This is a genomic window from Brooklawnia propionicigenes (genome assembly GCF_030297015.1).
Taxonomy (GTDB): Bacteria; Actinomycetota; Actinomycetes; order Propionibacteriales; family Propionibacteriaceae; genus Brooklawnia; species Brooklawnia propionicigenes.
Genome location: NZ_AP028056.1, coordinates 1,447,226 through 1,461,090, shown reverse-complemented (window position 1 = coordinate 1,461,090; position 13,865 = coordinate 1,447,226). Strand labels below are relative to the sequence as shown.

The 13,865-nt window shown below is 63.8% G+C and carries 6 protein-coding genes; all 6 read right to left on the bottom strand.

Annotated features, from left to right (window positions below; translation table 11 throughout):
• Positions 1–339: 339 nt before the first annotated feature.
• Positions 340–1,392, bottom strand: a complete 1,053-nt coding sequence (locus QUE25_RS06540) for a DUF3644 domain-containing protein (protein ID WP_286268330.1) — start codon at positions 1,390–1,392, stop codon at positions 340–342.
• A gap of 5 nt (positions 1,393–1,397) precedes the next feature.
• Positions 1,398–2,636, bottom strand: a complete 1,239-nt coding sequence (locus tag QUE25_RS06535; protein WP_286268329.1) for a Shedu immune nuclease family protein — start codon at positions 2,634–2,636, stop codon at positions 1,398–1,400.
• A 161-nt stretch (positions 2,637–2,797) separates the two neighbouring features.
• A complete protein-coding gene (locus QUE25_RS06530) occupies positions 2,798–6,199 on the bottom strand; it encodes a DUF499 domain-containing protein (RefSeq protein ID WP_286268328.1) in 3,402 nt (1,133 codons plus the stop codon).
• A gap of 60 nt (positions 6,200–6,259) precedes the next feature.
• Positions 6,260–7,378, bottom strand: a complete 1,119-nt coding sequence (locus QUE25_RS06525; RefSeq protein WP_286268327.1) for a PDDEXK nuclease domain-containing protein — start codon at positions 7,376–7,378, stop codon at positions 6,260–6,262.
• Positions 7,379–7,381: 3 nt separating this feature from the next.
• Positions 7,382–10,213: a DUF1156 domain-containing protein gene (locus QUE25_RS06520; protein WP_286268326.1), complete on the bottom strand. Its 2,832-nt coding sequence runs from the start codon at positions 10,211–10,213 to the stop codon at positions 7,382–7,384.
• Positions 10,210–13,815 (bottom strand): helicase-related protein, encoded by a 3,606-nt coding sequence (locus tag QUE25_RS06515; RefSeq protein WP_286268325.1) that lies wholly within the window; start codon positions 13,813–13,815, stop codon positions 10,210–10,212. Before QUE25_RS06515 ends, QUE25_RS06520 begins: the two co-directional genes overlap by 4 nt.
• Positions 13,816–13,865 lie beyond the last annotated feature (50 nt).

Sequence of the window (13,865 nt, the reverse complement as noted above, 5' to 3'; positions counted from 1 at the left end):
GACTTCGCCCTCCACGGACAGGCTGGCTCGCCGAAGAGGAGAGCCGAGTCGGAGACCCTGTGGTCCCTAATCGACGGGCTGTTCAGCGCTGGGGACGCTACGCCGACGCCATCGCCCGCTGGGAACACATCACCGGACGCCCGGCGCCAGCGCCACTGCCCTCCTGAACGATGCCGACGGCCCCCGCCCAGCACCGCGTTCGTGGAGTGGCTGATGGGCTTGCAGACTGGATGGGTCACCGATGCCAGCGACCTGACTCAGAACCAGCAAGTCACTGCGCTCGGCAACGGAGTCTTGCCACTGCACTCCGCACGGGCACTCGATCTTGTGGGTGCCCGCTCAGCCTCCGTCCGTCCCCTTCAACGTTGGTGACCGGCCAAGTATGGCTTGGTACTTCTCGGCAGTATCGATCGCTCCGACTATCCGCTCGACGAGTTTCGGCCGGTAGACGAACTGCTTGAACGCGGGCGAGTAGACGCAGTAGCCGTCCGACTTCGGCAACTGCTCCTTGTCACCACTCTTGGCCGGGCCGATCTGCCACGCCTTCCGGATGGCGGTGAAGTCGTTGACTCTGAACTTGAACGGAATGCGCTGCTCCACCGCAGCCGCAGCCGCCTTAGGCAACATCTCATCGCCATGCACTGCTTCGCGGTACTTCTCGGCAACGATCACGCTGCCTTCCTGCCCGAGGAGCGCCTGAAGTTCCTTCTCGCTGAGGTCTTCCTGTCGCACGAAGTTGAGCGCGAGGTCTGCCTCCGTCTTTGGTCCCTTCATCCGAAGCAGCAGGAGTCGGTAGGCGAATCGCTCGTCACTGCGCACCTCGTCGGGAAGACCGGCTTGGAACTCAGTGATGAAGGTAGAAACCGTGGTCGGCAGTCCGCGTCGGAGGTTGTGTTGTTCCTCGTACCTCGAAGGGCTGAGCGACTGCACGAAGACGGGGAACTTCAGTTCCGAACCCAGCGTCTCGCGGGAGCCGAACCTGCGTACGAGTTCCGCCTCGAAGTTGATGATGCAGGCGTGTGCCTGTGCGGCTGTAGCAACCAAGACCGAGTCCTGGAAGCGGTGTTCGACGTGATTGCGCAGCCCAACGACGAACTCGACGTTGGCCCTGATCGGGTCGTTGTCCTTGAACTCGTGCCTGAGGCACTGGCTCAGGTCCCAGGTCTTCTTCGAGCCGTCGGGGTTTCGCTTGAAGAGGCGCCGACCGCCTGACTCACGGTAGAAGATTTCAGCCTTTCGGCGCATCCGGTCAGCGTGAAGCAGGTTCTGCCACGCGAGATGGATGTGGACGATGAAGTCGCTGAAGCTGCGTCGATCACCGGGAGTCGATCGCGACAAGCGCCTGTCGCCGAGCCTCGTCGAGCGGTGCCTCCACGCGGGTGGACGTGCCATCTCGATCAGACATCCTCGGCTGCGGGTAACGCCGGTGTGAGGAAGTTGCGAAGGAGTCTTAGTCGTTCAAGAATCTCGTCGTAGGTCACGATGGTCACGCTGCGAGAGTTCGCACGATACAACTCGAACGACTTCTGTCTTGCCGGATCGCTGGCAGACGGTGTGCGCCCGGCAACGACGAAGCAGGAGACTGCGTAGGACTCCAAGTCCCATTGACGCGAGCTCTCCTTCAGGCCAGTGAGGTTCTTTGTCAGGTTGTACGCCTGATCGAGCACCTGGGAGACCGCACCGTTGAGCTCCTTCGAAGGACCGAACACACCCTGGCGGTACTCACGTGCCTCTAGCAACTGCGTCGTCGGCTTCTTGATCTCCACCAGGGCGACGTTGTTCGTGAGCGAGTTCTTGAACAGGTAGTCCGCGATCTTGTCGCCGCTTCCCGACAGGCCGCGACCGCCTACCGTCGCTCCGGAGCGCACACTGACCATCGGGGCTCCGAAGACCTGTTGCAGCGCGAAGGCGTTGTCATCGAAGAAGGCTTGCCAGTACGGCTCGGCCTTGCCCTGTTCCAAGGCCTCGACGTACGCCTCGATGAGGCGGTCAAGGCTGACGAGCTCGATGTCTCGCTTGAGCTGCTGAAACTTCTGGGGCGATCCTGCTGCTATCGCTGCCGACTCGGACGCGACCGCTTCGACCAGAGCATCACGTTCAACGCTACTGAGTTCTTCGATCCCGTCGGCGGCCTTCGCGATCACGCGCGAGTCCGGGTGTCGCCCAAGCGAGAACTCTGCGCTGGCGAGACCAAGCGTCGCGGCGAGGTTGTTGTGTACGAATACGTCCTTCACTCGACCCGCCGCACGATTTCCCCGGTCATTGATCCGACCGATCTCGGCCCAGATCGCAGCGAAGCGCGATAGGCCGAGGTGGAACCCTGATCCGCTGATGGCGGCACTGTTGCCGTCGGTGAAGATGATCTCTGTGCAGGGAGTGTTGGTCTCGATCAACCGAATCAGCCGGTTGCAGTCCTTGAGTAACCCGAGGCCGTAGGCGAAGTCCTTGACGAATCCGGGCGGTAGCGTCTCAAAGATTGACTCCAAGTCGGAGCCCTCGAAATACTCATCCAGCAAAGAGGTTTCCAGGGAAAGCGTCTGCACCTGTTCGTACTTCGGGCCAAGGTACTCGCTGTGGGTTGAGAGTGTGTTGATGGGGTGAATCTGCAGGATGCCCGTTGCAGCGTCGAACTCCACGAGCTTCACACCTTCAGCCAAGCGCCGGTGTGCCGAGGACTCTTCATGTGGTGGCTCGGTCGGAATGAAGAAGGCCTCAACTCGACCGCCTTCGTCCACCGTGCGGACATCGAGGCGACCGATGTTCGTCTGATCGTTTCCGAATCGAGCCACCGGTGCCCTCAGCTCTTCTCGAAGCCGGAGCTGGGGTCGAACTTGAGGACGCGTGCGTTCTCGCCGATCGTGCGGACCTCGGACTCGTCGAAGCCTTCGGGCTTGGTGGCCTGGATGTCGATGGTGATGTCGAGCCGGGCGCCCGCGCCGGCAAGGCGGTCGATCACTTCGCGGGTCACGTTGCCGATGTCGCGCGCGTAGCGGTCGGAGTCGATTTTCACCGATCCGAAGAACCTGGCGAGCACTGCCTTCAGCGCGGACTCGGCCTCTGACTGCTCGCCTCCCTCCACGGACGAACTGCCCGTCCACACGAAGTCAACCGGACCGACACTGGCCGAGTCGCTATCCGCCGTTGCAGCGCTTGCGGATGCTTCCCGTGCGGCCGCGATCCGGTCTGCATCGACCTGCTTCTGGGCGCGCTCGGTATCGATGAGCAGGGTGCTGTCGGTGACCTGAATCCGGGTGTTCGGGTTTGGCGCGACGAGGAGGCCGCGGTAGCGGCCAGTCTCGGCATCCTTGCCTGACGCGATGGCGAACCGCTCGTTGTCAACGAGCACAGCCGAGAGCGACTGTTCGATGGCGCCGTCGAGCACCTCGCGTCGGACGAGGCGAGGCAGATAGGTGTAGCGGGTGAAATAGCCCCACAATTCTCCAACGGTGATCTCGCCAGCGTCGCGCCAGAGAGCGCCGAGCTCGTGATGCAGCGTGGCCCCGAGGATCGGTGCGCCGAAGTCGGTGACGAGCTGATCCTCGCGCCCGAGTTTGGCGCTGACGCGCTCGGCCAGCGAGCGTCCGCCGGAATCGGGCACTCTGTCGGCGACCAGCTCGAACGGCTTGGTCGGGTCGAACTGCTCGGGGTAAACCGCCCAGACGAAGGTGTCGCGGATGCGGTCGGAGACGGTCTGATCGAGCCGGGAGACCCAGTCGTCGGTCTGCTTGCGCTGTTGCGCAGACAGGTTGAGGCTGTCGCTGGTGGCCTGGACTCGCTTCCAGCCGAGGTAGCTGCGGGTTGCGGCTTCGAGGCTCTCCAACTCGCTCTTGTCGGCGAGGAGGAAGATCAGCGTGTTGCGATGGATGCGCTGGCTGGCACCCTTGCTCTCGATAGCGTCACGGACCCACGCATGCGCGGCCGAGTCGGCGCCGTCCTGCTTGCGACGGGCGTGCCGCGGGTGCGCGATCACCAGGCGCGTGTCTTCAAGGTCGGGGATGTCGGCGGACGACGATGGCGCGATGTGGACCCGGTCGAACACACCGCGCACGCGCTCCTCTCCTTGGAGGCGGCGGGTGATCTCGTTCCACACCGTCTCGACATCCTCACGGAGACGCTCGGCGTAGTCGTTCGCAGTCTTCGTGACCGAGGGCTGGGTGTCGAACCAGTAGTGGCCCTGCTCCTCGTAGAAGTAGGTCGAGCGCTGCGCGAGCAGTTCGACGGCACTGCCGAAGTTCCCGAGAGTGTCACCGGGAACTGCGGTGCCGAGCCAGAGGTACTGCTTGTCGAGACCCTTACGGCTGCTCTTGATCCGAGGTGCTGCGCCCATGAAGATCGTCCGGGCGATGCGCTGGGTGACGAACCGCTGGCCGAGGTTGGGGCGGTCGAGGTCGATCTGCTGCGCGGTCGAGCCTGGGCCGTCGATGTCGGAGTCGATGATCGGTTTCCACTGATCTTCGAGGTACTGCGTCAGGTCCGTGTTCACGGTCGTTGCATCGAGCGGCACGTTGCCGGGCAGGATCAGCGGCGAGGCGTCGTTCGATGCCCACAACTCGTGCACGATTGACGAGACGAGCTTCAGCACGCCACGGGTGCGCTGGAACCGCTCCAGCGTCGACCAGTCCTCATACAGACGATCCAGCAGCTCGGGATGCAACGGGTACGAGGCGCGGATGCGCTTCTCGTAGTCGTCGTTCGGCGACGCTGCATCGCGCGGGAACAGTGCGGTGTTGTTGCGGTACAGGTTCGTGAAGCTGCGCGCCACGGCGGAGATGGTCGTAAGGCCGTCGGCGTTCGGTGCCTGGAACAGCCGGCGCCTGACGATCTCGAACGACTCGTCCTTGCTCGACGGCCGCCACTGATCGGCGACGCGACGGATCACGTTCTGGAGGCGTTCGAGCGCGAGCTGGCCGTTTGCGCCACCGATCTCAATGTCACTCCCGCGTCCCTCGGTGCCAGTGTCGGAGGCCGGGATCGAGACCACGAGCATCACGCCCGGCACCGAGCGCACGATCTCGGTCAGAGACTGCGCGAAGGTGAACTGCGTCTCGAACGAACCCGAGGGCAGTTCCTTGTCCGTGACGAGCTGGCGTGCGTAGGCCACCCACTCGTCGATCAGGATCAGCGACGGCGAGTAGCGCACGATCAGGGTGCGCAGCGCCTCACCGGGGTTGGTGCCGGCGCGGTCGTCCTCGGCGATCAGGTCGTAGGCTTCACGCCCGCCGAGCTGCCAGGCGAGTTCACCCCAGAGCGTGCGAACCTCGGTACCGTCGTCCTTGATGAGCGGCGACCCGGCCTTCAGGTAGGTGCCGACGAGCGCCACCCGTCGCACATCGAGTGCGCCGAGATCGGGGTTGCCGTTCGCGGCGATGAGTTCCTGAAGCTCCTGCGGGAAGTCCTTGACTGGAGTGCCGCTGAAGAGGTGGTACAGGGCCAGCATCGAGTGGGTCTTGCCGCCACCGAAGTTGGTCTGAAGGTTTACCACCGGGCTCGCCCCGGCCTCGCCGTTCAGGCGCCGCAGCGCCCGCGACAGCAGGTCGCGCAAACCCTCGGTGAGGTAGGTGCGGGTGAAGAACTCGACCGGATCGCCGTACTCCGGGCTCGTCGCCTGACCGGTGTGAACCAGGTGCAGGTCGGCCGCGAACTCCGATGCGGTGAACGCGCCGCGCGCCACGTCATCGTGGGGACGGATCACCTCACGCCACGGGCGCAGCCCGGAGCCAGGTTCGAGCGACACCTTCGTGCGCTTGACCTGCTTGCGGGTCTGATCCTCGAACACCGTGCGCTGGAGATCGACACGCAGCTTCCGTACATCTTCGGCGGAATCGACCGCGCCGACCGCGTGTAGCAGACGCTCGATCGTGTCCAGCGCGCGTGATGCGTCGTCGGAGGAGAAGGGCTCGTTGTGTGCCCACAGGTTCCGGGTCTCGCGCAGCTCGGACGCGAAGCCCTGCTGGGCGCGGGAGAGCACGTCCTTGAAGTGGTAGCCCTGCTCCGTGATCGCGCGGAGCTGGACCTGCACGTCATGCTTGGTCAGCGTGCGCAGCGGCCCGCCCCGACGCTGGGCATCCTCCTTCGCCCACGCGGCCGGCCAGTCGGCGGTCTTGTAGGCCCGCGTCATGACCTCATCGACCTCGTCCAGGAGCCCTTCGGAGAGCAAGTCGAACGCCTTGCCCACTCGATCTCGGTTGTTCATCGCCATCGTGTCTCCTAGAACTCACTACTCGCTGCCGACGAGGCTGCACCCAGCGCCGGCCAATCTCTACTCGTCAAAGTCTTCATCCGCCGCTGCGGTGAGCTGCCTCCGGGCGATCCGCTCCTGTGCCTCCCGGTAGACCGCCTGGATGCGGGCTTGGAGCTCCGCCTTGGGCGGGAGGGTCGTCCAGTACTCGGCGACGACGATGCCGTCCTTGTGTAGTTCGAGCAGCTCGATCTGGTCACGGCTCGCCGTAGTGCACAGGATGAGGCCGATGGGAGGGTTCTCGTCGGCCTGGCGTTCGTGCCGGTCCAGCCACTTCAGGTAGAAGTTCATCTGCCCTTGGTAGCTCGGCTTGAACTTCCCGACCTTGAGTTCCACGGCGATCAAGCGACGCAGCGGGCGGGAGTAGAACAGTAGGTCGAGGTGGTAGTCGTCTCCATCGAAGACCATGCGCTTCTGGCGTTCGACGAACGCCCACCCGCGCCCGACCTCCAGCAGGAACGCCTCCATGTCGTGGACCAGTGCTGATTCGAGGTCGCGCTCCAAGTAGGTGTCGGCCAGGCCCAGCATGTCCAACAGCATCGGGTCGCGGAAGGCATCGAGCGGGACGGCTGATCCTTCGGGAATCTGGGAGTCGGCAATCTCGCGACGCTCGAACGCCTTGCGTTCGATGGCGTGCTGTAGCTCACGAACGCTGAGTCGGCGGTCGATGGTCTCCTTCACGTAGAACGCTCGCGCCTCCGCGTTCGCCAACGGCAGTAGCGCCTTGAAGTGGGTCCAGCTCACTTGTTGCCCCAGTGAGGCAACAAGTTCGGGCTCGGCGAACTGCTGAGAGAACCGCACCATCCGGTAGAGGTTGGTCCGGTCAAAGCCGCGTCCGTACCTGGAGGTCAGTTGTTGCCCCAGTGAGGCAACAAGTTCCTGATCGTGTCCCGCGCGGCCCTCACGCAGCACGGCCACGTCGATCATCCGCCCGATGTACCAGTTCCGGAGAGTGAGCGTCGCGTCCACCTGAGTGGCCGCGAACGCCTGCGCCTGCTCAATCAGAGCCGACACCTGATCGACGAGCTCACCACCCGAGGTGCTGACCGACTCTGCGATGGCCCGGAACGGAGTCAGGTCCGCGCCAGAGCGGCGCGCGGCTGCGCCGCGGCTCTGCGCTTGATCTCGCTTTCCGGGCATGACCTAATCCTCGTCCTCGTCGAAGTCGAACGCCTGCTGTGACGAGCGCGGCGTCGAGGCGTACTTGCGCGCCTGTTCGTTCACGTCACCCCATGCACTCACCAGACCGTTGAAGAGGATCGCGTCCTTCGTGTCCTTCTTCTTCTCGGCCTCGTGGAACAACAGGAAGCCCAACTCCTTCACCGCATCCAGGTTCACACGCGTCTGCACCGACGGCAGCAACTCCGCCACCTTGTCGGCGCCATCCTTGGCCATCACGGCGGCCAAGCGGACTGTCGCTTCCCAGACGCTGACTCGCTCATCGGCTGCTGCGTCCCAAGCTCCCTCAAGCTGGGCGGGCGGGAGCAGACGGGCCTTCCCACCCTTCGCTTCGAAGATGCCACCTCGTTCCAGTGCGCCGATCGAGGTGTCCGAGGAGCGTGCAAGTTGATCCGCGATGCCGGCGGTATCTTGGCCCCAGCCGTACTGCCGATACCACTTCACCGCGAACCGAGTGTCGGAATCGAAGTCCGACTCTTGCTCTCCGATGACCTCATCAAGAGTCGCGTTCACTAGCAGTAGTGCGTCTCGAACCGTCATGTCCGAGCCATCGGCCTCACGAACCCGGGAATAGCGGGAGAACACAGAGATGCCTGGTCCGATAGCCGCCTGCGCAAGATCGACCGGTGCGATTGCACCTTGCATCAGCGTGCGCAGCGCCACGGGCAACTCTTGTTTGAGTGTCGCCACAAACGCTCGTCGGGTTGTCGCGGGTGCGTCGAGAGGTCGGGGACGACAAGCGAGAACGATCGACGACGCGAGTGCGTTCTTCGCCTGGGACATCATCCGGCTGGACATCTCGCTGCGCATCGGCCAAGTAGCGGTGATCTCCCATCCCGCCTCAATCAGCCCACCTAGCAGCGTGTGCCAACCAGTAGAGCTCGTGCCTTCGCCGCTCGCGTCCTGCTGTTTGTAGGCGTAATAAACGGTGAGTGGCACGCTGGAGTTGGCTCCTTCGCGGACTTTCGCGAAGACCGCGTTGAACCCATCGATGAAGAACCTCTCGGCTCCCGACCTGCCATCGTGGCGGTATGGGTTCGCGACCAGTTCCTCCATCTTTGGTGTCTGAAGCGTTGCGACAGCTTTTGGTTGTATGGTGCCAAGCGTTCGACGGAGCCAGACGTAGAAGAAGTCAGAAAGATCCGAGTAACCGATGTTGTCGTAGTACGGCGGGTCGGTAGAGATTACGAATCCGGAGTATTGCCTTGCTGCGGCGTCGGCTTGCGTGGCGATGCCGGCGCCCGAGTGCGGAGACTTAGCGAGAGCTTTTGCTACCCACTCGACTTGGCCCAGGAAGTTCCCTGACGATGATGAGAACGGGTTGCTTTCCGTATAGTCCCAGGCCATCGGAATTGCTTGTCGACCGAAGACATTACGCATCTTCTCCCCAGTGTTGTGCCAGCTGCAGAGGTTCGAGGAGTAGTCAGTCGTGCGACTAACTCCCAGCGCGAGATACGTGGCAACGGCATCCGCGTACGCTTCCGCACCGGTACCCCCGTCCTCAAGACTTGGGCCGGGCATGAGCCCCGCGACAACAGCGTCTCGGAGCACACGCTCCCGTGCCTCCGCGACGAGGTCACTCAGTGTGGTGAGCGCGACCAACTGGCGATTGGTGAACAAATCCGCCCACTCGGTCATCCCGTACGTCTGGGTCTTGATGTCGCGGGGATAGTAACCGATCTTTCCATCGGGCACGTTCTCTGGGCGCGCCACGGTCGCAGCTTCCGACTGAAGAGGCGAAGCAGATACGTAGAGGCGACTGCGAGGTGTCTCCGCAACAACCGCGATGAGTTGTGCGCCCATGCGTCCCGCGCGGCCTTCTTCGCGAATGTAGTTCAACGACATTGGGGTGCCGTCCCCAACAGCGAATCCTCCCTTGCGTCCCACAGTGCCATCTGCGTCCCCCTGGGGTCCGTGAGGATCATGCCGGACTTCATACTGAACGCTTCCGTTGACGACACTGGCGTAGACCCACGCCTCCTTGCCCTTCTTCTTGCTGAGCCACCAAGACTTGACGAGAGGCACTTCGATCGGATTCGCTGGGTTGGGGCTTCTCACCGTCCTCGCCCATATCCAAGCGATTACGGTGTGTTCGGTGCCACCGGGCGCGACGACCTTCGGATACAAGTCGCCGATTCGTCTTTGGGCTTCATCGCGCATCCACTCTCCGTAGGCGCGGACATCTTCCGCCATTCCTTCTGCGAACTGCCAAGCGTTTCTGGTTCCTGCGGCCTTCGGAAAGACCGGTGCTCGGTCACGGAACTTGGGGGGAATCTCAATCAACGCCTTGTTGATTAGTACAGCCAGCGGGTTGAGATCGCTGGCATGCGCCTCAAGGCCGAGGCGCTGCGCTTCGAGCGGGATTGCTCCACCGCCGGCGAAGGGATCAAGCACAGCGGGCAAGTCACCGTTGTTGCTCTTGCGAATCTCCTCGCGCGCCTGCCGTAGGAGGGCCTCGTCGTTGCTGTTCTCCCAGACAACGAGCTTCTCCAGCAACGCATGGAGTCGTGCGCGCTCAGCATCCTGAGCCTCGACAGTCGGGAACTCGTCAGGGCGTGATGACGGGTCATCGACGAGTTGAGCGAAGAGAACTGCGCGCGCTGCTGCGAGCGGCCGACGCGCCCAGTACAGGTGCAGTGTCGAGGGGTGCCCGTGCCGGATCGACTTCTCACGCGATGCCTCCGCGTTGATTGCTTCGAGTGGCAGCGAGACTTCGATGAGCTTCTTCTTGGGTGCGTCGGTCACTGTGCTTCTCTCGCTGGCAATGGGCTGGTTGGTGTCGGTGTGGTGGGTCATCGCGGTGGCCCTCCGCGTTCCCAGTAGTCGCGCCAGACCTCGTTATAGGAACGGGTGGTCGCGGATGGCTCCAGGTGGGTGAAGGCGTTGCTCACGTAGCGCAACTGATCGCTGGCGGCACCGCTGGTTGAGACCTCGACCAGGGCGAGTCGGTGCCGGTCGCCTTGGGTCTGGGCGAACGTGATCTCGTTGGTGGTGATGGTGAAGGTGTCGGAGCCTTCGATGCGGCCCTTGACCTCGATGTAGTGGACGAAGCCGCTCTGGTCAGTGGACTGGATGTCGTAGCCGGGGTTGTTGCGCGGCATCTCGACGGGTTCGCGTCCGAGTGCTCGCTCGGCGGCGAGCACGGCTTCGACTGCTCGTCGCTCGACTTCCGCGGTCTGGCGGGCGAAGGTCTGCGCTTCAGGCTCGACGTCAGCTACGAGGAGAGCACTGGGAATGACGAGGGCGGCGCCGCGGATGACGGCGGGTACAGCGACAAGGTTGGTGGCCTCGTCGAGCTGTTCGAGCCGGTGGTTCAGGCGTTCATCGAGCTGTCGGGCACGTACGAGTGCGGTCTCGGCGCGGAGCCTGCCGACGGTGCCTCCTCGTTCGAGGGCTTCGAGTCGGTTGTGTTCGCGGTCCCAGTGGTTGATCTCTGCGAGCAGGCGATCCTTCACCTGCGCGCGGGTCCGAGCGGACTCGATGTCGAGGCGGGTCTTGATCTCGTCCATGCGGGGCTGGAGCCCTTCGCGATAGGCCCAGGCACGCACGAGCTTCTCGTGGTTCTGCCGTGCCCAGTCGCCGCCCGCGATCTCAGCCACGGCTTCGGTCTCGGTCGAGTCGGGTCGGTCGTAGTCGAGGTAGGGCGGTGCTGCGGAGACTGTGACGGTGCCGTCTTGTTCAAGGAGTGGGTAGTCGAAGTGGTGGGAGACGGTGTCAGCGTCGGCTGCGGTGTTCTCGATGCGCTGCTCGACGCTGAACATCAGCATCGGCGCATCTGTCTGCTTGGTGCGCCGATCGACCAGCACCGTGCCTTGCTTGAGGGTCGGGCCGAGGTCGTCGATGGTTGCCTCGATCACGGCGTGCAGCAGCGGGTGACCCGGTGCGATGAGGGAGGCGTCGGCGAGACCGTCGGGGTGCATCCGTGAGAGTTCGAAGGTGATGCGCTCGTACTGCTCAGCAACGGGCGCCCACCGGTTGAGGCGACGCGCGGTGTCGATCACGCGGGCCGGGACACGGGTGATCTCATAGCGTCCCTTCTCGCGCTTACGGATGCGCCCGCCAAGTCGCTCGAACGCAGGAATAAAGAATGCGGCGATGTAGCCGGGCTGGAGTCGGCGTTCGCGGGCCTTCTCCATTCGTGCCCGGACTTCGTTGAGGTTGAGTGCGGAGAACATTTCGGGGTGGAGTGCGCGCTCGCCGAGCATCTCGTCGAGGCCGTGGGAGACGCTGGCGTCGATGATGCGGTCGAGCTTGGCCTTGGTCTGGGGTTGGTCGCCGTAGCGGATTGCCTCGATCAGGAGGTCGCGCAGCGAGCGCTCTTGGAAGGCGTCAGCATCGCCGAGGACGTTGAACAGGTTGCCGTTGTAGGCGATCGACATCTGGTCGATCTTCGCCAGCAGCCGAGTGAACACGTCGCCCTCGCGAGTGTCTCGGGCGACCATGTTCCACAGGTGGCAGACCTCGCGCTGGCCGATGCGGTGGATGCGGCCGAAACGCTGCTCGATGCGGTTCGGGTTCCAGGGCAGGTCGTAGTTCACCATCAGGTGGGCGCGCTGAAGGTTCAGCCCTTCACCGGCTGCGTCCGTAGCGAGCAACACCACGGTGTCGGGGTTGTGGGTGAAGCGCTCGCGGGCGACCTTACGATCCTCACGGCGAGTCCCCCCGTGGATCGTGATCACCGAGTCGGCCCGGCCTAGCTGCGCGGCGATCTTCTGCTGAAGGTAGTCCAGAGTGTCGCGGTGCTCGGTGAAGATGATGATCTTGCGCGGAGTACCCGAACCGTCCTTCGCCAGCAACTGCTCATCGAGGATCGTGCGCAGCTCCACCCACTTCTTGTCATGATCCTGAAGACGCACACGCCGCGCAGTGCGCACGAGGTCTTCGAGGATCGCGATCTCCGCACGCAGCTCAGGAATGGTCTGCGCCGCGGTGGCGAGATCAACGACCTGGTCAACCTGGTTCTCGAACTGCGCGCGCTCCTCGTCGGTCGTTTCCTCGTCGAAGTCCTCGAAGTCATCGACCGACAACGCGGGTAGTGCGTCGCTTCCGAAGTCGAGCGGGGTCTTGCCTGTGGACCACTCGTCGATGTGCGAGGAGGTAGAGGTGCTGAAGCGTGCGTCGTCGGTGATGATGCGCTGCATGTCGCGCAGTTTCGTGTCGAGGCGCTGCTGGCGTCGTTCCAGAGAGCGCAGGATCGCTTCCGGGCTGGAAGCCAGACGGCGTTGCAGCACGGTGAGCGCGAACCCGACGTTGTTGCCGCGCTTCTTGTCACCGGCCTGGGCGATCCGTTCGGCCCTACCCATCTCGGTGCGGACGTAGTCAGTGACTTGTTCGTAGAGGTCCCGCTCGGCCGGGCTCAGCTCGTACTCGACGGTGTAGGCCTTGCGTTCGGGGAACAGCGGCTTGCCCTCGAAGGTGAGCAGGTCTTCCTTCACCATGCGGCGCATCAGCCCGTGGGTATCGGTCCGGTGCACGCCCTGCCGGTACTGGCCCTCGAAGCGGTCGCGATCCAGCAGCGACATGAACAGCTGGAAGTCCTCTTCCTTGCCCGCGTGCGGGGTCGCCGTCATCAGCAGGAAGTTGTGCGCGGTCTCCGACAGTAGGCGTCCGAGCTTGAAGCGCTTGGTCTCATCGACCTCGCCCGCCCAGGACGAGTAGTGGGCCGACATGCGGTGGGCCTCGTCAACGACGGCGACATCCCAGGTGACCTCGCCGAGCTGCTCGGTCAGGTCTTCACTACGGGAGAGCTGGTCCATGCGGGCGATCAGGAGCGGGTGGTCAGCGAAGACGTTGCGACCCTCGGCGTCATCGACCATCTGACGGCTGAAGATTTCGAAGCGCAGGTCGAACTTCTGGCTGAGTTCCTCGCGCCACTGCTCCACGAGCCCGCCGGGAGCGACGATGATTGCTCGCTCGCAGTCCGAGCGCAGGATCAGCTCCTTCAGATAGAGCCCGGCCATGATCGTCTTGCCTGCGCCGGGGTCGTCGGCCAGCAGGAAGCGCAGCGGGATACGTGGTAGCAGTTCCTCGTAGACGGCGCGAATCTGGTGCGGCAGGGGGTCAACGTCCGAGCTGTTGACCGCGACCATCGGGTCATACAGCGCCGCGTACTTGATCCGCAACGCCTCAGCCGCGAGCCGGAACTCGTCCGGGTCGGCATCGTAGGCGGGAGCGGAGTCGAGGTCGCCCGCGACCTCGAAGCGTGCCGCGTCGGCGTCGGTGATCGCGCGTGCGCCGCTGCGACCGGAGTCGTCGCGGTAGAAGACCTCGAATAGTCCGGCGTCGATGGGATCGATGGCAATCAGGGTGACCGTCTGCCCGGGCACCAGGCCACGGAGGCGCTGGCCCGCACGAAGCGTCGCGAGTGTCAATGTCGCGTCGGTCGTCGCTTCTGTCACGACGTGCCTCCTTCCGGTTTTGGGCAGTGGATCAGGATATGGGGTACCAC